Source organism: Azohydromonas australica DSM 1124 (assembly GCF_000430725.1).
Classification (GTDB): domain Bacteria; phylum Pseudomonadota; class Gammaproteobacteria; order Burkholderiales; family Burkholderiaceae_C; genus Azohydromonas; species Azohydromonas australica.
In genome coordinates, this window is record NZ_KE387206.1 from 336,020 (window position 1) to 354,995 (window position 18,976).

The following is an 18,976-nucleotide window of genomic DNA, read 5'->3' on the forward strand; positions in this document are numbered from 1 at the left end:
TACACGGGGCCTTCGGGCCCCGTTTTCTTTCATCTGCCCATGTTCTGGTCCACCACACGCTTTCGCATCGACCTCTCCCGCCCTCAAGTGATGGGCATCGTCAACGTCACGCCCGATTCCTTCTCGGACGGCGGCCAGCATGCCGACGCGGTTTCGGCGCAGGCGCACTGCGACCAGCTCCTGGCCGAGGGTGCCGACATCCTGGACATCGGCGGCGAGTCCACCCGCCCGGGCTCCTCCACGCCCAGCGAGGCGCAAGAGTGGGCCCGTGTCGAGCCAGCGCTGCGCCATGCCCTGACGTTGGGCGTTCCGGTGTCGGTCGACACCAGCAGCCCGCTGGTGATCCGCAACGCGTTGGATCTGGGCGTGGACATCGTCAACGACGTGCGCTCCTTGCAGCGCCCGGGGGCGCTGGAGGCGCTGGTGCAATCCGGCGTCGCCGCCGGCGTGTGCCTGATGCACATGCAGGGCGAGCCGGCCACGATGCAGGTCGCGCCTGCGTATGACGACGTGGCGGCCGAGGTCGGTGCGTTCCTGGCCGAGCGCCTGACTGTCCTGCGTGCGCAGGGCGTGGCTGACGAGCGCATCGTGCTGGACCCCGGTTACGGCTTTGGCAAGACGGTGGCGCACAACCTGGACCTGCTGCGCCGCCAGCGGGAACTGCTGGCCCTGGGGCGGCCGCTGCTGGTGGGCCTGTCGCGCAAGTCCTGTCTGGGCACCGTCACGGGTCGCCCGGTGAACCAGCGCCTGGTCCCCAGCGTGGCCGCGGCGCTGGCTGCGGTGGCCCAAGGTGCGCAGGTGGTACGAGTTCACGATGTCGCCGCCACCGTGGATGCTCTCAAGGTTTGGCAGGCGGCCGGGCTGGTGCGCTAAGGCTGTAGGGGCCAGCCTCTGGACGACAATGCCGGGTTGCCCTGAGGGGCGCGAAGACGCTGGCGTACAAGCACAAGGAAAGAGGATGAGCAGGAACTACTTCGGCACGGACGGCATCCGCGGGACCGTTGGCCAATCGCCCATCACCCCGGATTTCATGCTGCGTCTGGGGCACGCCGTGGGCCGGGTGCTGCGCGCTGGCACGAAGCGCCCGACGGTGCTGATCGGCAAGGACACGCGCATCTCGGGTTACATGATCGAGTCCGCCCTGGAGGCCGGCTTTGCCTCGGCCGGCGTGGACGTGGTGCTCAGCGGGCCGCTGCCCACCCCCGGCGTGGCCTACCTCACGCGGGCGCTGCGACTGGACCTGGGCGTGGTCATCAGCGCTTCGCACAACCCCTTCAACGACAACGGCGTCAAGTTCTTCTCGGCCCAAGGCCAGAAGCTGCCCGATGCCTGGGAGCTGGCGGTGGAGGCGGCGCTGCTGGAGCCGGCGCACTGGGTGGATTCCACGGGCCTGGGCAAGGCGCGCCGTCTGGAGGATGCAGGCGGGCGCTACATCGAGTTCTGCAAGAGCTGCGTCAGCAATGAGCTGTCGCTCAAGGGCATGAAGCTGGTCGTGGATTCCGCCCATGGCGCGGCCTACCACGTGGCGCCGGCGGTGTTCCACGAGCTGGGTGCGGAGGTGGTGAACATCGGCGCCAGCCCGGACGGTCTCAACATCAATGCCGGCGTGGGGGCCACGGCACCGCAGGCGCTGGTGCAGGCCGTGCGCGAGCACGGCGCCCACTACGGCATCGCGCTCGATGGCGATGCGGACCGGCTGCAGATGGTCGATGCCACGGGCCGCCTCTACAACGGCGACGAGCTTCTTTACGTCATGGTGGCGGATCGCCTGGCCCAGGGCGGTAGCGTGCCTGGCGCGGTCGGCACGCTGATGACCAACATGGGCGTGGAAATGGCGCTGCGCCGCCTGGACGTGCCGCTGGTGCGCGCGAAGGTGGGCGACCGCTACGTCCTGGAGGAACTCTCGGCCCGCGGCTGGCAGCTGGGCGGCGAGGGCTCGGGCCACTTGCTGGCGCTGGACTGCCACACCACGGGCGACGGCATCGTGAGCGCGCTGCAGATCCTGCAGGCCGTGCACCGCCAAGGCCGTTCGCTGGCGTCGCTGCTTGAAGGCGTGAGCCTTTTCCCGCAGACGCTGCTCAACGTGCGTCTGGCCGAGGGCAGCGACTGGAAGAAGAACGCCCAGCTGGCGCAAGCGCAGGCGGAAGTCGAGCGCACCCTCGGCGACGCCGGCCGCGTGCTGATCCGCGCCTCCGGCACCGAGCCGGTGCTGCGCGTGATGGTGGAGGCCCGTGACGCGCAGCAGGGTCGCTCCTGCGCCGAGCTGCTGGCCGAGGCGGCGCGGAGCTGAGGGCGCGGCGGCGGGTCTTGTCCCGGGCAGAAGAGGCGGCGTCAGCCGCCTCTTTGTTTTTGCGCCGGCTTTTCCGGCGCCCGTTCCCGATCCCGCGGCATGACGCCCGTGTGACACGGACGATCCGTCACGCACGTCTGTCATCGCGCCATGGCCCCGAGAGCGAGATGGCCGCGCCGAGGTGCCGTGGCGCTGTCACACGGATGTCACACACGCCTCCTAGAGTCGCGCCCATCGCTCAACTGCCTTGAGGATCCGCGATGTCGCGCCCCCATCTGCCGGTGCTGATCGGCTCCCTGCTCATCGCCGCCGCCGGCTCGGCTGCCGCCCAGGACGTGACGGGCGCCGGTGCCACGTTCCCCGCGCCGGTCTATGCCAAGTGGGCCGACGTCTACAACAAGGCCACCGGCGTGCGCGTGAACTACCAGTCCGTCGGCTCCGGCGCCGGCATCAAGCAGGTGAAGGCCCGGACGGTGAATTTCGGCGCCACCGACATGCCGCTCAAGGACGAGGAACTGGAGAAGGAGGGGCTGCTGCAGTTCCCCACCGTCATCGGCGGCGTGGTGCCGGTGGTCAACGTCAAGGGCATCCAGCCCGGCCAGTTGAAGCTCACCGGCCAGGTGCTGGGCGACATCTACCTCGGCAAGATCAAGAAGTGGAACGACCCGGCGCTCGCCGCGCTCAATCCGGGCGTGGCGCTGCCGGAGCAGGCCATCGCCGTGGTGCAGCGTTCCGACGGTTCGGGCACCAGCTTCCTGTTCACCAACTACCTCTCCAAAGCCAACGCGCAATGGCAGGCGCAGGTGGGGGCCAGCACCTCCGTGAAGTGGCCGGTCGGCTTCGGCGGCAAGGGCAACGAAGGCGTGGCCAGCTACGTGCAGAAGCTGCCCGGCGCCATCGGCTACGTCGAGTACGCCTACGTCAAGCAGAACAAGATGACGTACACGCTGCTCCAGAACAAGGCGGGCCATTTCGTGGCACCGGACGACGCCAACTTCAAGGCTGCCGCCGCCAGCGCCGACTGGAGCAGGACCTTCTACCAAGTGCTCACCGACCAGCCCGGCAAGGACGCCTGGCCGCTCACGGGCGCCACCTACATCCTCATGCCCAAGTCGCCGGAGAAGCCCGAGGTGGCCGCGGCCGCGCTGAAGTTTTTCGACTGGGCCTACACCAGCGGCGATGCCACGGCTGCCGAGCTGAAGTACGTGGTCCTGCCGGAGACGCTCAAGACGCTGGTGCGCAAGCGCTGGGCCGGCATCCAGGGCAAGGACGGCAAGGCGCTGGCCTTCAAGTGACGCCCTGGCCCGTGCGCGTGGACGCCCGTCGTTCCTCGCCGGCTTTCGTGTGACGCAAGTACCTGTTCTTCTTCCAGTTTGCTGATGGCGCCGTTCCCGACCGCTGCAGCGCACGCCCTTCCAAAGACATGACCGCAAGACTGCCGGCCACGCCGCGCCAGGAAGCCGCCGACGCGATGGACGCCTTCGACGTGGCGCCCAGGTCGCCCGTGGCGCGACGCTTCTCCGCTTGGCCCGACCGCCTCTTCTCCGCCGCCGCGCACGGCGCCTCGGTGCTCGTGCTGACGCTGCTGCTGGGCATCATCGTCTCGCTGCTCATCGGTGCCCGGCCGGCCATCGAGGCCTTCGGCCTGGGTTTCCTCTGGAGCAGCGAGTGGGACCCGGTGCAGGGCCGCTTCGGCGGCCTGGTGATGATCTGGGGAACGCTGGCCAGCTCGGCCATTGCATTGCTCATCGCCGTGCCGGTGAGCTTCGGCATCGCCATGTTCCTGACCGAGCTGGCGCCCTCGTGGCTCAAGCGGCCGCTGGGCATTGCGGTGGAGCTGCTGGCGGCCGTGCCTTCCATCGTCTACGGCATGTGGGGCCTGCTCGTGTTCGGCCCGCTGCTGGCGACCTACGTGCAGCAGCCGCTGCAGTCCGCCTTCGGCGAGGTGCCGGGGCTGGGCCAGCTGTTCCAGGGCCCGCCGGTGGGCCTGGGGCTGCTGTCGGCCGGGATCATCCTGGCCATCATGATCATCCCCTTCATCGCCTCGGTGATGCGCGACGTGTTCGAGGTCACGCCGCCGATGCTCAAGGAGTCCGCCTACGGGCTGGGCGCCACGACCTGGGAAGTCGTTTCCAAGGTGGTGCTGCCCTACACCAAGACCGGCGTGGTGGGCGGAATCATGCTCGGCCTGGGCCGCGCCATCGGCGAAACCATGGCCGTCACCTTCGTCATCGGCAACATGAACCAGCTCCGCTCGCTGTCGCTGTTCGAGCCGGGCAACAGCATCACCTCGGCGCTGGCCAACGAGTTCGCCGAAGCGGGCGAGGGCCTGCACCAGGCCTCGCTGATCTACCTGGGGCTGGTGCTGTTCTTCATCACCTTCGTGGTGCTGGTGCTGTCGCGGTTGCTGCTGACGCGGCTGAAGAAGGGTGAAGGAGCGCGCGCATGAATACCGCTGCGAAAACCGATCCGGGCCTGGACGCCCGCCGGCTGGCCCGGCACCGCGCGCGCAAGCGCAACAACGCCGTCGCACTGGCCCTGGCCCTGGCGGCCATGGCCTTCGGCGTGTTCTGGCTGATCTGGATCCTGTGGGAGACGCTGCGCCTGGGCCTGCCCGCACTATCGCTGCAGGTGTTCACCCAAATGACGCCCGCACCGCAGTCCGAGAGCGGCGGCCTGACCAACGCCATCTTCGGCTCGTTCCTGATGGTCGGCCTGGCCACGCTCATCGGCACGCCCGTGGGCGTGATGGCCGGCATCTACCTCGCCGAGTACGGGCGCAAGGGCTGGCTGGGCGCGGCCACCCGCTTCATCAATGACATCCTACTGTCGGCCCCGTCCATCGTCATCGGCCTGTTCGTCTACTCGGTGGTCGTGACGCAGATGAAAGGCTTCTCCGGCTGGGCCGGCGTGCTGGCGCTGACGCTTATCGTCATTCCCATCGTCGTGCGCACCACCGAGAACATGCTCACCCTGGTGCCCAACGCGCTGCGCGAAGCCGCCTACGCGCTGGGCACGCCGAAGTGGAAGGTCATCGGCGCCGTCACGCTCAAGGCCGCGCGCTCCGGCGTGGCCACCGGCGTGCTGCTGGCGCTGGCCCGCGTCTCGGGCGAGACCGCGCCGCTGCTCTTCACCGCGCTCTCCAACCAGTTCTGGAACGCCGACCTCTCGCAGCCGCTGGCGAGCCTGCCCGTGACGATCTTCAAGTTCGCCATGAGCCCCTACGAGAACTGGCAGCAGCTGGCCTGGGCTGGCGTCTTCCTCATCACGCTGGGCGTGCTCGCGCTCAACATCGCCGCGCGCGTGCTGCTGCGCAACAAGCATTGAGATCCAACCCATGAACGCCGTCGCTGAAAAGGCCATTGCCGACAAGGCCGTGCTCGACTTCGAGCTGCCCACCCACGAGAAGGCCAAGCTCGCCGTGCGCGACCTGCGCTTCTATTACGGCAAGTTCCTCGCGCTCAAGCACATCAACCTCGACATTCCGCAGAACAAGGTCACGGCCTTCATCGGCCCCTCGGGCTGCGGCAAGAGCACGCTGCTGCGCACCTTCAACCGCATGTTCGAGCTCTACCCCGAGCAGCGCGCCGAAGGGCAGATCCTGCTGGACGGCCAAGACATCCTGAAGTCCGGGCTGGACGTGAGCCTCATCCGCGCCAAGGTCGGCATGGTGTTCCAGAAGCCCACGCCGTTCCCGATGTCCATCTACGACAACATCGCCTTCGGCGTGCGCCTCTTTGAGTCGCTGCCGCGCGTGGAGATGGACGAGCGCGTGGAGTGGGCGCTGCGCAAGGCAGCCCTCTGGAACGAGGTCAAGGACAAGCTCGGCCAGAGCGGCGCGGGCCTCTCCGGCGGCCAGCAGCAGCGGCTGTGCATCGCCCGCGGCATCGCCATCCGACCCGAGGTGCTGCTGCTCGACGAGCCGTGCTCGGCGCTGGACCCGATCTCCACGGGCAAGATCGAGGAGCTCATCCACGAGCTCAAGAGCGACTACACCGTCGTGATCGTCACGCACAACATGCAGCAGGCCGCGCGCTGCTCGGACTACACGGCCTACATGTACCTGGGCGACCTGGTGGAGTTCGGGCCGACTTCGGAGCTGTTCATGAAGCCGCGCAAGAAGGACACCGAGGACTACATCACCGGGCGCTTCGGCTGAGGCCGCGCCGCTGACCCGAAGCCCAGGAGGACATCACGATGCCCGACAAGCACCTTTCATCCGAATTCGACGCCGAGCTCGGCGCCATCTCCAACCGCGTGATGGAGATGGGCGGGCTGGTGGAGTCGCAGCTCGCGCAGGCGATGTATGCGCTCTCGACCTTCAGCCAGGAGACCGCCAGCCAGGTGCTGGACCGCGAGCTGATCGTCAACCGCATGGAGCTGGAGATCGACCGCGACCTCTCCGGCGTCATCGCCCGGCGCCAGCCCACGGCGCGCGACCTGCGCCTGCTCATCGCCGTGAGCAAGGCCATCGCCAACCTGGAGCGCGTGGGCGACGAGGCCGCGCGCATCGCCCGCACCGTGCAGCAGCTCATCAAGGCCGGGCTGTCCACGCGCATGCGCATTCCCGTGGCCGACCTGGCCTACGAGGCCGAGCTGGCGATGGCGAGCCTGCGCAAGGCGCTGGACGCCTTCGCGCGGCTGGACACGGCGCGCGCGCTGGAAGTGCTCAAGCAGGACGACCAGATCGACCAGGAGTTCGACGGCCTGCTGCGCAAGCTCATCACCTACATGATGGAAGACCCGCGCACCATCTCTGCCAGCATCGACCTGGTGTTCGTGGCCAAGGCCATCGAGCGCGTGGGCGACCATGCCAAGAACCTGGCCGAGGTCATCATCTACGTCGTCAAGGGCACCGACGTGCGCCATGCCCCGATGGAGACGGTCGAGAATGTGGTGCGCTGAGTCGGGTGCCGCCGGGGAGCCCCGGCCATGAGCGACGTGCTGGTGGTGGAGGATGAGCCGGCGATTGCCGAGCTCATCGCGATGAACCTGCGCCATGCCGGCCATGGCGTGACCATCGTGAGCGATGCCGAGGCCGCCGTCGCCGCGGTGGACCGCGTGCTGCCCGACCTGGTGCTGCTGGACTGGATGCTGCCCGGACGCTCCGGCGTGGCGCTGGCGCGCCAGTGGCGCAGCCAGCCGCGCACGCGGGAGCTGCCGATCATCATGCTCACCGCGCGCTCCGAGGAGGCCGACCGCGTCGGCGGCCTGGACGCCGGCGCGGACGACTACCTCGTGAAGCCCTTTTCCATGCAGGAGCTGCAGGCGCGCATGCGCGCCGTGCTGCGCCGGCGTGCGCCCGAGGCACTGGAGGCACCGCTGGAGATCGCCGGGCTGCGGCTGGACCCGGCGGCGCGGCGCGTCACCCGGGAGCTCGATGGGGCGGTGCAGGAAGTGAAGATCGGCCCCACCGAATTCCGGCTGCTGCACTTCCTGATGGCACACCCGCAGCGCGTGCACTCGCGTTCGCAGCTGCTGGACCGCGTCTGGGGCGACCACGTGTTCATCGAGGAGCGCACGGTGGACGTGCACGTGAAACGCCTGCGCGAGGCGCTGGCGCCGGTGGACTGCGCGGCGCTGGTGGAGACCGTGCGCGGCGCCGGCTACCGCCTGGCGCAAGACTTCACTCCGGGCCAGAAGGACTGACGGGCCGTGCGCTACCTCTTGGGGCGCCCGCTGGGCGCGGTGGCGGCCTGGGCTGCGGGCTCAGGACTGGGGGCGCTTGTGGGGGCCCCGATGGGCGAGCTGTGGCCCGGGGTACTGGCCGGAGGCGGCCTTTGGGTGCTGCTGAACGCCTCGGCCGATGCGCTGCGCGGGCAGCGGCTGATGCGCTGGCTGCGCGGTGCCCAGGACGCGGCAGCGCCGCGCGACACGGGTTTCTGGGGCGAGCTGGGCTACCGCATCGAGCGGGCGCTGCGGCTGCGTGAGCGGCAGCTGACGCGGGAGCGGTCGCAGCATGCGCAGTTCCTCAACGCCATCGAAGCTTCGCCCAACGGCGTGCTGCTGCTGGACGCGGGCGAGGCCATCCTGTGGTGCAACGCGGCGGCGGCGGACCACTTCGGCCTCGATCCCGAGCGGGACCGGCTGCAGCGCGTGACGAACCTGGTGCGTGCTCCCGACTTCGTGGCGCTGCTGCAGGCACCCCAGGCGCCGGCGCAGCCCCAGCTGCTGTCGGGCCTGCGCCGCGCCGGCACGCTGTCGGTGCTGCTGCGCCCCTACGGCGCCGGACTGAAGCTGGTGCTGTCGCAGGACGTGACCGAGCGCGAGCGCCACGAGGCCATGCGGCGCGACTTCGTCGCCAACGTGTCGCACGAGATCCGCACGCCGCTCACGGCCTTGTCCGGCTTCGTGGAGACCATGCAGACGCTGCCGCTGGCCGAGGCCGAGCGGCATCGGGTGCTGTCGTTGATGTCCCAGCAGACGGCGCGCATGCGCACGCTGGTGGACGACCTGCTGACGCTGGCACGCCTGGAAGGCAGCCCGCGCCCGGCGCCGGACCGCTGGTTTGCGCTGGACACCCTGCTGGAGCAGGTACGGGCGCGCACGCAGGCGCTGTCCAGCGGCGCGCACGAGCTGCGGTTCACGGCGCCGGAAGGCATCGAGATGGCCGGCAGCGAGGGCGAGATCGACAGTGCGCTGACCAACCTGCTGAGCAATGCCGTGCGCTACACGCCCGCGGGCGGACACATCGGTCTGGCCCTGCGCTGGCGTGAGGACGGGCGGCTGGAGATTGCCGTGAGCGACAGCGGCATCGGCATTGCGCGCGAGCACCTGCCGCGGCTGGCCGAGCGCTTCTACCGCGTGGACGGCAGCCGCTCGCGCGAGACGGGTGGTACTGGGCTGGGGCTGTCCATCGTGAAGCACGTGGCGCAGCGCCATGGCGGCGAGCTGCTCATCGACAGCACGCCGGGCCAGGGCTCCACCTTCAGCCTGCTGCTGCCGCCGGTGCGGGTGCGGCGGCAGGCGCAAATGCTGGATCAGCGCGTCGACGCGGCGGTGCGGCGGTAGATCAGCACGCTCTCGTCGCGGTCCGTGGGACGGCGTTCCCGGGCGACGAAGCGCCAGCCAGCAAGCGCGGGCGGCGCGGCCTGGTGGTCGACATCGGGGCGCAGCAGCACCGGGCAGTCGGTGGCATCGGGACGGGCGTCCACGCGCCAGCCGCCGAAATACTCCAGTCCGGCGATCGCGGCGCGCGGCAGGCCCGGCGCGGCCACGCACGCGGGGCTCGGTCCCACGTGGCGCGCAATGCGCTGCACCCACGGGCGGTAGCTGCGCCCATAGTCCAGCGCCGGCAGCCACAGCGTCATCACCAGCAGCCAGGCCAGCGCCACGCCGCCGGCGGGCAGCACCAGGCTCTTCCACAACGCCTGCGGATGGCGCGCCGTGCGCCAGCGCACCAGCGCCAGCCAAGCCAGCGTGCCGGCCACCGCGGCCAGCAGCCTGACGAGGGAGAACTCCGCCTTGAAGCCCGGGGCCAGGCGGGCGATGTTGGCCGCCGTGCGCGCGGGGGCGCCCGTCTGCATGGCGGCGTACACCACCCAGATCGCCAATGCGCCGGCACTGAAGAAGAAGACCGAGAACCAGTCGATTGCGGCGCTGGCGCTGCGCCGCAGCGCGGGCAGCGCGAACGCGGCCAGCACCGCCAGCGGGGGCAGCGCCAGCAGCAGGGCGCGGTCCGAGCCGCCGAGGGCGATGCAGGTGCCCAGTCCGACCAGCGCCAGGCACAGCGGCAGCACGATGTGGCGCTTGAACAGGTGGCGGCGCCAATGCCACAGCGTCCAGGGCACCAGCAGCCACACCGGCCACAGGAACCACGACAGCAGGCGGCCCAGCTGGAGCAGCTGCGCGGCATCGGGCTCGAACTCCCAGCGCCAGCGCGCATGCTGCAGGGCCAGCGTCAGCAGCAGGGAGGCCAGCGTCGAGGCGCCGATCCAGGGGGCGAATCGGCGCATCGGCGTGTCGGCCGAGCGGGCACAGATGGCCGTGCCGATCAGTCCCGCGGCCAGCGCCACGTTGGGCGCGTCACAGGCCGACAGCAGGGGCAGGGCACCCAGCACCGCCGCGCGGGCCAGGTTGGTGCGCCAAGTCGCCGCAGCCAGGCCCCACAACAGCAGTGCCATGGCGAAGAGCTGGGCCAGCTCGGGCGTGGTCTCGTGGCCGAGCTGCAACAGGCCCAGCGTGGCCATCAGGGCCAGCAGCGCGCCGTCGGCCACGGCGCGGGCGTAATCCACGGTATTGGCTTCACCGCCGAAGGCCAGGGCCACGGGCTGGGCCGCCTCGGTGCGTGCGAGGTGGAAAGCGCTGTACCAGGTCAGCGCCAGCGTCGCCGCCAGCAGCAGTGCGAAGGGAATGCGGGCGGCAAGGGCCGGTTCGATCAGCGGCGAGAGCAGGACGATAAAAGACGCGCCCAGCCAGTGCGGCAGCAGCGGTCCGTCCGGCGGCAGCAGGCCTACCAGGGGCGTCAGCCAGGAGCCGCGTCCTTCGCCGATGGCCGTCATGTAGCCGAAGGCCGTGATGTCCGCACCTTTCCAGGGGTCGCGTCCGAAGAGGCCGGGCAGCAGGTAAGCGGCGCACAGCAGCAGCAGCGGTATGCGCGGCAGCCGCTGCACCGCGCGTTGCGTCACCAGGGCGGGAGATGGGATGTTCACGCCGAAATCATGCCGTCAATGTGAAAGCGACCCCGTGCGGGGCCGCGGCTGCTCGCTGGACATCTGGCAACGGGCCGGCATGCCGCCGCGTTGGCGCAGGCAGAAAAAAAGGCAGCCGAGGCTGCCTTTGGTGTCGCCGGAGCGCGACCTCACTTCTTGAGGCCGACGCGCGCGAACTTGTTGCGGAACTTCTCGACCCGGCCGCCGAGGCTGTCCACGCTCTTTTGCGTGCCGGTGTAGAAGGGGTGCGTCTCGCTGGTGGTTTCCAGCTTCACCAGCGGCAGCTCGCGGCCGTCGTCAAGCTTGATGGATTCCTTGCTCTGCACACAAGAGCGCGTGACGAACTTGAAACCGTTGGACAGGTCCACGAAGCAGACTTCGCGGTAGTTCGGGTGAATGCCTTCTTTCATCGGAAACCTCGCTGCGTTGCCACCAGCCACGCCACCCCATGCGGCGCACTTGGCGAAAGCGGAAAACCCGCGATTGTAGCCCAAGCCGGCATGCCGACCGGGGATTGACGCCGTCAAAAAGCGGCGCCACTGATGCGCGACTGCCGTGGGGCAGTGGGCCGGTGCGGAGACAGCCCGCGCGAACGGCTGGTCAGCCGCCGCGGCGCATCAGGTCGAAGAAGTCCAGGTTGTTCTTGGTGGACTTCATCTTGTCGAGGATGAACTCCATCGCCTCGATCTCGTCCATGGGGTAGAGCAGCTTTCGCAGGATCCAGCTTTTTTGCAGGATCTCGGGCTTGAGCAGCAGCTCCTCGCGCCGCGTGCCGCTCTTGTTGAGCAGGATCGACGGGTACACGCGCTTCTCGGCCATGCGGCGGTCCAGGTGGATCTCGCAGTTGCCCGTGCCCTTGAACTCTTCGTAGATCACCTCGTCCATGCGGCTGCCGGTGTCGATGAGCGCGGTGCCGATGATGGTGAGCGAGCCGCCTTCCTCGACGTTGCGCGCAGCGCCGAAGAAGCGCTTGGGGCGCTGCAGCGCGTTGGCGTCCACGCCGCCGGTGAGCACCTTGCCGGAGGAGGGCAGCACGTTGTTGTAGGCGCGGGCCAGGCGGGTGATGGAGTCCAGCAGGATCACCACGTCCTTCCTGAGCTCGACCAGGCGCTTGGCGCGCTCGATCACCATCTCGGCCACCTGCACGTGGCGCGCCGCGGGCTCGTCGAAGGTGGAGCTGATGACCTCGCCGCGCACCGTGCGCTGCATCTCCGTGACTTCCTCGGGACGCTCGTCCACCAGCAGCACGATGAGGTGCACGTCGGGATGGTTGGCGACGATGGCATGCGCCAAGTGCTGCATCATGACCGTCTTGCCGCTCTTGGGCGGCGCCACCAGCAGCGCGCGCTGGCCTTTGCCCAGCGGCGCGATGAGGTCGATGATGCGGCTGGTGATGTTCTCGTCGTTGTTCTTGATGTCGCGTTCGAGCCTGAACTGTTCCTTGGGGAACAGCGGCGTCAGGTTCTCGAACATGATCTTGTGCTTGTTCTCCTCGGGGGTGAGGCCGTTGACGCGGTCAACTTTCACCAGCGCGAAGTAGCGCTCGCCGTCCTTGGGCACGCGCACCTCGCCCTCGATCATGTCCCCAGTGTGGAGATTGAAGCGGCGGATCTGGCTGGGGCTCAGGTAGATGTCATCGGTCGACGCCATGTAGCTGGTGTCGATCGAGCGCAGGAAGCCGAAGCCGTCGGGCAGCACCTCCAGAACGCCGTCGCCGAAGACCTGCTCACCGGCCTTGGCGCGCTTCTTCATGATCGCAAACATCAGCTCCTGCTTGCGCATGCGAGCGACGTTGTCAATCTCCAGCGCCTCGCCCATCTTGATGAGCTCGGACACGTGCAGCGCTTTCAGTTCGGACAGATGCATGGAAGGCAGACCCTGGGAGGGGAGGGCGCGCGTCCTTGCCATGGAAGCGCACCGGATCATTACGGCTCGAAAAACCCGATGTCGGGCGGGACCAACCCGCTGGTCGCGGCCAAAAGACTGGAAATGCGCGGGGGGTTGGGAGCCGGATTCACACGCCGCAAGCCGCCGTGGCGGTAGAGCGTGTGATGGCAAAGCTTGGGCTGCGGACGCCGCCGGGGACCAGTGCAACGGACCTTGGCGAAATCTCAGGCGGTGAAAACCGCAGCGATTGCTGAATTATAGATTAGCGTCCAGGAAAGCCGCCAACTGCGCCTTCGCCAGCGCGCCGACCTTGGTCGCGGCGACATTTCCGTCACGGAACAACATCAGCGTCGGGATGCCGCGGATGCCGTACTTGGCCGGCGTGTCGCGGTTTTCGTCAACGTTGAGCTTGACGATCTGCAGCCGGCCTTTGTAGGTCTCGGCCAGCTCGTCCAGGATGGGCGCAATCATCTTGCAGGGGCCACACCATTCGGCCCAGTAGTCGACCAGTACCGGCTGGGAAGCCTTCAGTACATCAGCCTCGAACGAGGCGTCGGACACATGCTTGATCAGTTCGCTGCTCATGTTGGATTTGCCCGCGCCCGCAGGGATGAACTGCGGCGCAATGCGTAAATAGCGGTGGTCTGAAGATTCTGACACAAACCCCTCATCCTGCCCGGGCAGGGCTGGCGCTGATCGGTATCCCGGGAGGAGGCTTGCTCACGCATGCAAGCCCGGTACTTGGCAAGGTGTTTTTACCGTTTTGTAACCGTGTTTTTCTGAAAAACGGCAGCAATTCATGCCATCGCGGCTGATGTGAATCAGGTGCGGTGGCACAGTGACCGCCGTCATGTCTCACCCTCCCTCTCTGCCCGTCGATCGTTTTCCACAACGCTTTGGCCGCTTTGAAGTCCGCCGGTTGCTGGGCAAGAGCGGGCGCAGCATGTTGTGGGAAGCTCATGATGCGGAGCAGGATCGCCTGTTGGCGCTGTGCATGCCGCGCGTGCCGCCCCAAGGCACCATGGCGATGGAGCGCTGGATGGAGGACGTGCGCGCAGCGGCGCGGCTGAGCCATCCGCGGCTGGCGCCGGCGGTGGAAATCGGCGTCTTCCAGCGCCTGCCTTTTGTCGCGTATGCGCGCAGCAGCGGCCCGACGGTGGCGGAGCTGCTGGATCCGCGCGGCCAGGTGACGATGGACGTCGTCCGCTGGGCCGCACAAGTGCTCGAAGGCCTGGCTTTCGCCCACGACGCCGGTCAGGCGCACCGGGACCTGCAACTGCACATGGTGCAGCTCAACGACCGCGGCGACGTGCAGCTGCTGGGGCTGGGCGTGGCACCCGAGCCGAAGCTGCCCGAGCACATCGGTCCGCTGCAGAGCCGGCACGCCCTGGCCGAGCGCGACCTGCTGGCGGTGGGCTTGCAGATGTACCACCTGCTTGCGGCCCGGCCGGCGTTGGACGAGCCCGACCTGGGCCGGGCGGTCGAGCGCCTCACGCCTTTCGGCGACGCCACGGTGCGTCTGCCACGCGAGCTGCCGCTGCCGGTGCCCGAGGAGCTCCGCGCCATCGTCAGCCGCTGCCTCGATCCCTACCCGCACCAGCGCTTCCGCCATGCGCGCACGATGGTGCGTGCGCTTGAAAGCTGGGTGCCGTCGCAACAATCGTCATCGCGCAATGACCTGCCCGTGCAACTGATGGACCGTGCGCGCCGCCATGGCGCTTTGCCGGCCTTGCCCGATGGCGCGGCCATCGCGACACGGCTGATGAACATGGAGCGTCGACACGTGGGCGCGCTGGCCCACGAGGTGTTGCAGGATCCCGCGCTGTGCTTCGAGCTGCTGCGGCAAGCCAATGCTTCCTACGTGCGCAATACGCAGCGCCCGGGCACTGGCGCCGTGGTGACCGTGCGCCGGGCGATCGCGTTGATCGGCCTGGAAGGCGTGCAGCGCGCGGTGCAGTTGCAGCGTCCCTGGCCAGGGACGCTGGATGAAGCGGCGGCCCAGCGGATGATGCAGCAGCTCACGTACACGCAGCATTCGGCCCGGCTGGCGCAACTGCTCAGCCCGGGACAGCACGATCCCGAGGTCGTCTACATCGTGACGATGCTGCAGCAGCTGGGCAGCCTGCTGTTGCACTACCACTTCCCGGACCTGGCGCTGCAGATCCGCGTGCTCATGGCGCCGCCGCCGACCACGTCGGAGGACGAGCCCGAGGTCTTCGGCATGGACGAGCTCAGCGCAGCGCAAACAGTGCTGGGGCTGGAGCCGAGCGCGCTTTCCATGCACGTGGTGAAGCAGTGGGGCCTGGACGACTCGATGCTGCAGCTGACGGGCCGCCTGCCGCTGGACCAGCCCGTGCGCGTCACCGACAGCGATGAGCTCCTGCGCGCCGTGGCCAGTGCGGCCTGCGAGGCCGTGCATGCGCATACGCAACCATCCCGCCTGTACGCGGCCGCGGTGGACCGGGTCGCGCAGCGCTATGGCCACCTGCTGCGCCTGGACTCGACCAAGCTGCGGGCCATGCTGCGCGAATCGGAAGCTCCCGTGGTGGGCTGAGCCCGCACGCCGGCTCAGCTGCCGGGCGACGCACGCGGTCGCCGTTCGGGGCTGTGGTGGGAGGGAAGTCGGAGAACCTGGCGCAGAACACGCCAAGTGGAAGAGATGGGGGTTGACGAGCCTTACCCCCGGCACTGGTCACAACGGTTGGGGCTGCTTCGTTCCCGACCTGACCCGGTTGGCCGCGCTCCCATGCGGGGAGGCCCGTCAGCGCGCATTGTAGCCCACGCGATGAGCCACCCCGTCGGGGCTGCCAAGCGCATGCCGATGCGGGCCCGGCACGCGCCCTGCAACGCCGCTCAGCGCAGCTGCAGGTCGTCGTCGCCGAAACGGATCGACAGCGGCTCGATCAGCAGCTGCTTGTCGCCTTCCTCGACCCGGCCAGCCACCAGCGCCGGGATGCCCTGCGCCTGCGCGATCTCCACCGTGCGCTGCGCATCCTCGGCGCGCACGAACAGCGCGAAGCCCGCGCCCATGTTGAGCGTGCTGTAGGCCTCGCGGTCGTCGTGCCCGGCGTGCTGGGCGATGAACTTCAGCACCTCCGGCACTTCCGGCACGGCGTGGATGCGGTACGTGAAGCGCGCCGGATGGCGCAGCAGCTTGCGCCAGCCGTGGCCGGTGATGTTGGCGCAGTAGTGCGGCGTGATGCCGGCCTTGTACAGCGCCTCGGTCACCGGCGAGTACAGCGTGGTGGGCGCCAACAGCGCCTCGCCGTAGGTCTGGCCGTTGGCCAGCGGCGTGAGGTAGCCCTGCGGCAGCCGCTCCGTGAGCTTGCGCGCCAGGCTCAGGCCGTTGGCGTGGATGCCGCTGGAGGCCAGCAGCACGATGGCGTCGCCCGCGGCGAGCTTGTCGCCCACCGACAGCCGTTCCTTGGGATTGATCAGGCCCGTGCAGGAAGCCGCCAGGTCGATGCGGCCGGCCTCCACGATGCCGGCCAGCGCCGGCGTCTCGCCGCCGCCCCAGGCCACGCCGCAGGTGTCGCACGCGGCCTTCCAGCCCGCCACCAGCGCCTGCGCGCGCTGCGCGTCGCTGAACCAGTCGCTGCCGCCGGCGGCCCAGTAGGCCTGCACCACCAGCGGCGTGGCGCCGACGGTGATGAGGTCGTTCACCGCCATGGCGATGGTGTCCTGCGCGATGCCCTCGTAGAAGCTGCGCCCGGTGAGCTGGGCCATCTCGTCGGCCACCAGCGCCTTGGAGCCCAGGCACTCGACGATGCTGGCGATGTAGAACGGGCCGACATCGACCACGTAGGCCGATTCGCCGCGCGAGGCGGCCACCTCGGCGAAGCCGTGCGCGGCCACGTGCTGCGCCGTGGCGGCGGCGGCGCGCTGGGCGCTGACCTTCAGCGGGTCGATGAGGTCGTAGTTCACGCCCGCCTGTTCGTAGCTCAGGGGTGCGGCGGTGTTGTCGGAAGAAGAGGGCGTTTGGGCATTCATGGGCGCGGATTATCGGGCAGCGCCCCGACCGCCTCCTGTTGCGTGCGCTGCCGGCAGGGCCGCCGGGCAGGGTCGGCGCGCCCCGTAGAATCGCCGGATGTCCTACGTGGTCCTTGCCCGCAAATACCGCCCGCGCAGTTTCGACCAGATGGTCGGCCAGGCGCATGTGGTGCAGGCGTTGACCAACGCGCTGCAGCAGCAGCGCCTGCATCACGCCTATCTCTTCACCGGCACGCGCGGCGTGGGCAAGACCACCGTCTCGCGCATCCTCGCCAAGAGCCTCAACTGCACCGGCCCCGACGGCACGGGCGGCATCACCGCGCACCCTTGCGGCGTGTGCACCGCCTGCACCGAGATCGACGCCGACCGCTACATCGATTACGTCGAGCTCGATGCCGCCAGCAACCGCAGCATCGACGAGATCCGAGACCTGATCGAGCGCGCCGCCTACAAGCCCAGCGTCGGCCGCTTCAAGGTCTTCATGATCGACGAGGCGCACCAGCTCACGCGCGACGCGTTCAACGCGCTGCTCAAGACGCTGGAGGAGCCGCCGGAGTACCTGAAGTTTGTCCTGGCCACCACCGACCCGGACAAGATGCTGCCCACGGTGCTCAGCCGCTGCCTGCAGTTCAACCTGCGGCCCATGGCGCCCGAGACCGTGCACGAGCACCTTCTCAACGTGCTGCAGAGCGAGGGCGTGGCCTTCGACGCGCCCTCGTTGCGGCTGCTGTCGCGCGCGGCGCGCGGCTCCATGCGCGACGCGCTCTCGCTCACCGACCAGGCCATCGCTTACGGCGGCGGCGCGCTGGCCGAGGAGACCGTGCGCGCCATGCTCGGCAGCGTGGACCGCGGCCATGCGGCTTCGCTGGTGCGCGCGCTGGCGCTGCGCGACGGCGCCTCGGTGCTCTCGGGCGTGCAGGCACTGCGCGAGCGCGGGCTTTCGGCCGCGGCAACGCTGGAGGAGATGGCCACGCTGCTGCAGCAGATGGCCGTGGCGCAGATGGTGCCCGGCGCGCTGGACGAGACCGATCCCGACACCGCCGGCGCCATCGAGCTTGCCAGCCTGATGCCACCGGACGAGACGCAGCTGCTCTACAGCATCGCGCTGCAGGGCCGTGCCGAGCTGAGCCTGGCGCCGGACGAATACGCCGGGCTGACCATGGTGCTGCTGCGCCTGCTGGCCTTCCCGCCCGCGGGCGGGGCACCGCAAACGCTGTCCAGACCCGAAACGGCGCGCGGCGCGAGCGCCACGCCCACCGCGACCGCGGCGCCGGTAGCAGCCCGGCTGCCGGCTCCTGCTCCCGTTGCGGCGCCCCGGCCGGCCATGGCGCAGCCGCCAGCCGCGGCGCCCGCGCCTGCCGGCATGGCCGCTGCACCGGTGCGTGCACCGATGGCGGCACCTGCTCCTGCAGCCGCCGCGGCCCGTCCGGAGCGCATGTCGCCGCCGGCCGCCACCCGGGTGGAGCCGTCGGCTGCCCCGCCTGCCGCTACGCCGCCGGTGCGTCCGCAACCACGGCCTGCTGTCGAGGCGCGCCCGCAGCCGCCCGCCGTGGCCGCGCGTCCCACCGCCCCAGTCATGCAGGAGGAGCCGCCGGCCTGGCACGACGAGGCGCCGCCCTGGGAGGACGAGCCCTCGTCCTGGCAGCAGGCCGATGCCGCGCCCATGGCCGAGGAACCGGCCGAGCCGGTGCTGCGCGAGCCGCCGGCCCCGGCCCCGGTTTCCAGGCCGCAGCCGGCTGTGGCCGAGGACGTGGAGCTGGCGCCCACCGCGCTGGGCGAGCGCTGGTATGCGGTCGTGCAGCAGGTGCGCCTGGTGGCGCTGGTGCGCGAGCTGGCGATGCAGGCCGAGCTCGTCGCCGCGGACGAGGCCGACGCCCCGCTGTGGCGGCTGCGCGTGGAGCGCGAGTCGCTGCGCAACCCCGCGCTGTGCGAGAAGCTGCAGGCGGCGCTGCGCGAGGCGGTGCATCCGGCCCTGCGCCTGGAGGTGGAAGCCGGCAAGGCGCAGGATTCGCCCGCGCTGCGCGAGAACGCCGAGCGCGACCGCCGCCAGCGCCAGGCCGAGCGCATCATCCACGACGACCCGCTGGTGCAGCAGATGCTCCAGCGCTATCCCACGGCACGCATCGTGCCGGGGTCGATCAAACCGAACTGACACACG

General features: G+C 69.4%; 16 protein-coding genes and 1 other RNA gene. 11 read left to right on the forward strand and 6 right to left on the reverse strand.

Features of this window, described 5'->3' with window-relative positions; all coding sequences use genetic code 11:
• The first annotated feature begins 39 nt into the window (after positions 1-39).
• From folP to phoR, 9 genes are all read left to right on the forward strand, one after another.
• Positions 40-873, forward strand: coding sequence for a dihydropteroate synthase (gene folP, locus H537_RS0127400; protein ID WP_029000412.1), 834 nt, complete (start codon positions 40-42; stop codon positions 871-873).
• Positions 874-958: 85 nt separating this feature from the next.
• A complete protein-coding gene (gene glmM, locus H537_RS0127405; RefSeq protein ID WP_029000413.1) occupies positions 959-2,290 on the forward strand; it encodes a phosphoglucosamine mutase in 1,332 nt (443 codons plus the stop codon).
• Between the two features lie 260 nt (positions 2,291-2,550).
• Positions 2,551-3,585 (forward strand): phosphate ABC transporter substrate-binding protein PstS, encoded by a 1,035-nt coding sequence (pstS, locus tag H537_RS0127410; protein WP_051243325.1) that lies wholly within the window; start codon positions 2,551-2,553, stop codon positions 3,583-3,585.
• Positions 3,586-3,761: 176 nt separating this feature from the next.
• Entirely contained in the window at positions 3,762-4,739 is a 978-nt protein-coding gene (pstC, locus tag H537_RS0127415) for a phosphate ABC transporter permease subunit PstC (protein WP_051243347.1), read from the forward strand.
• Positions 4,736-5,617, forward strand: a complete 882-nt coding sequence (gene pstA, locus H537_RS0127420) for a phosphate ABC transporter permease PstA (protein ID WP_029000416.1) — start codon at positions 4,736-4,738, stop codon at positions 5,615-5,617. Before pstC ends, pstA begins: the two co-directional genes overlap by 4 nt.
• A 10-nt stretch (positions 5,618-5,627) precedes the next feature.
• Complete coding sequence (pstB, locus tag H537_RS0127425) at positions 5,628-6,449, forward strand: phosphate ABC transporter ATP-binding protein PstB (protein ID WP_169517100.1); 822 nt, start codon at positions 5,628-5,630, stop codon at positions 6,447-6,449.
• Positions 6,450-6,487: 38 nt separating this feature from the next.
• On the forward strand, positions 6,488-7,195 hold the full coding sequence (phoU, locus tag H537_RS0127430) for a phosphate signaling complex protein PhoU (RefSeq protein WP_029000418.1): 708 nt from the start codon (positions 6,488-6,490) through the stop codon (positions 7,193-7,195).
• Positions 7,196-7,222: 27 nt separating this feature from the next.
• Complete coding sequence (gene phoB / locus H537_RS0127435) at positions 7,223-7,939, forward strand: phosphate regulon transcriptional regulator PhoB (protein ID WP_029000419.1); 717 nt, start codon at positions 7,223-7,225, stop codon at positions 7,937-7,939.
• A 6-nt stretch (positions 7,940-7,945) separates the two neighbouring features.
• Complete coding sequence (gene phoR / locus H537_RS45805; RefSeq protein ID WP_043460194.1) at positions 7,946-9,301, forward strand: phosphate regulon sensor histidine kinase PhoR; 1,356 nt, start codon at positions 7,946-7,948, stop codon at positions 9,299-9,301.
• On the opposite strand, the gene H537_RS0127445 is transcribed toward phoR, so the two are convergent.
• The 4 genes from H537_RS0127445 to trxA all read right to left on the reverse strand — a co-directional run bounded on the left by H537_RS0127445 (position 9,271) and on the right by trxA (position 13,413).
• Positions 9,271-10,941, reverse strand: a complete 1,671-nt coding sequence (locus H537_RS0127445; RefSeq protein ID WP_029000420.1) for a hypothetical protein — start codon at positions 10,939-10,941, stop codon at positions 9,271-9,273. The two genes, phoR and H537_RS0127445, sit on opposite strands and share 31 nt — an antisense overlap.
• Positions 10,942-11,090: 149 nt before the next feature.
• A complete protein-coding gene (locus tag H537_RS0127450) occupies positions 11,091-11,351 on the reverse strand; it encodes a type B 50S ribosomal protein L31 (protein ID WP_029000421.1) in 261 nt (86 codons plus the stop codon).
• A gap of 190 nt (positions 11,352-11,541) precedes the next feature.
• Entirely contained in the window at positions 11,542-12,807 is a 1,266-nt protein-coding gene (gene rho / locus H537_RS0127455; protein ID WP_029000422.1) for a transcription termination factor Rho, read from the reverse strand.
• A gap of 276 nt (positions 12,808-13,083) precedes the next feature.
• Positions 13,084-13,413, reverse strand: coding sequence for a thioredoxin TrxA (gene trxA, locus H537_RS0127460; protein ID WP_029000423.1), 330 nt, complete (start codon positions 13,411-13,413; stop codon positions 13,084-13,086).
• A 358-nt stretch (positions 13,414-13,771) separates the two neighbouring features.
• Between trxA and H537_RS45810 the strand changes: the two genes are divergently transcribed.
• Positions 13,772-15,382 carry an HDOD domain-containing protein gene (locus tag H537_RS45810; RefSeq protein ID WP_156901962.1) on the forward strand — a complete coding sequence of 537 codons (1,611 nt, stop codon included), beginning with the start codon at positions 13,772-13,774 and terminating at the stop codon, positions 15,380-15,382.
• A 111-nt stretch (positions 15,383-15,493) separates the two neighbouring features.
• Here the strand turns inward: H537_RS45810 and ffs are convergent.
• Both ffs and H537_RS0127470 read right to left on the reverse strand, forming a co-directional pair.
• Positions 15,494-15,591: signal recognition particle sRNA small type (gene ffs / locus H537_RS50405), an RNA gene on the reverse strand.
• A gap of 90 nt (positions 15,592-15,681) precedes the next feature.
• A complete protein-coding gene (locus H537_RS0127470; protein ID WP_051243329.1) occupies positions 15,682-16,818 on the reverse strand; it encodes an AIR synthase-related protein in 1,137 nt (378 codons plus the stop codon).
• 97 nt (positions 16,819-16,915) lie between these two features.
• Here H537_RS0127470 and dnaX point away from each other — a divergent pair, with 97 nt between their 5' ends.
• Positions 16,916-18,970: a DNA polymerase III subunit gamma/tau gene (dnaX, locus tag H537_RS0127475; protein ID WP_029000425.1), complete on the forward strand. Its 2,055-nt coding sequence runs from the start codon at positions 16,916-16,918 to the stop codon at positions 18,968-18,970.
• The last annotated feature ends 6 nt before the right edge of the window (positions 18,971-18,976 follow it).

Coding starts and splice junctions, on each gene's coding strand:
- glmM (WP_029000413.1), top strand. CDS start 959: ATGAGCAGGAACTACTTCGGCACGGACGGCATCCGCGGGACCGTTGGC.
- phoU (WP_029000418.1), top strand. CDS start 6,488: ATGCCCGACAAGCACCTTTCATCCGAATTCGACGCCGAGCTCGGCGCC.
- trxA (WP_029000423.1), bottom strand. CDS start 13,413: ATGAGCAGCGAACTGATCAAGCATGTGTCCGACGCCTCGTTCGAGGCT.
- H537_RS0127450 (WP_029000421.1), bottom strand. CDS start 11,351: ATGAAAGAAGGCATTCACCCGAACTACCGCGAAGTCTGCTTCGTGGAC.
- pstS (WP_051243325.1), top strand. CDS start 2,551: ATGTCGCGCCCCCATCTGCCGGTGCTGATCGGCTCCCTGCTCATCGCC.
- pstB (WP_169517100.1), top strand. CDS start 5,628: ATGAACGCCGTCGCTGAAAAGGCCATTGCCGACAAGGCCGTGCTCGAC.
- pstC (WP_051243347.1), top strand. CDS start 3,762: ATGGACGCCTTCGACGTGGCGCCCAGGTCGCCCGTGGCGCGACGCTTC.
- dnaX (WP_029000425.1), top strand. CDS start 16,916: ATGTCCTACGTGGTCCTTGCCCGCAAATACCGCCCGCGCAGTTTCGAC.
- folP (WP_029000412.1), top strand. CDS start 40: ATGTTCTGGTCCACCACACGCTTTCGCATCGACCTCTCCCGCCCTCAA.
- rho (WP_029000422.1), bottom strand. CDS start 12,807: ATGCATCTGTCCGAACTGAAAGCGCTGCACGTGTCCGAGCTCATCAAG.
- H537_RS0127470 (WP_051243329.1), bottom strand. CDS start 16,818: ATGAATGCCCAAACGCCCTCTTCTTCCGACAACACCGCCGCACCCCTG.
- pstA (WP_029000416.1), top strand. CDS start 4,736: ATGAATACCGCTGCGAAAACCGATCCGGGCCTGGACGCCCGCCGGCTG.
- H537_RS45810 (WP_156901962.1), top strand. CDS start 13,772: ATGTTGTGGGAAGCTCATGATGCGGAGCAGGATCGCCTGTTGGCGCTG.
- phoB (WP_029000419.1), top strand. CDS start 7,223: ATGAGCGACGTGCTGGTGGTGGAGGATGAGCCGGCGATTGCCGAGCTC.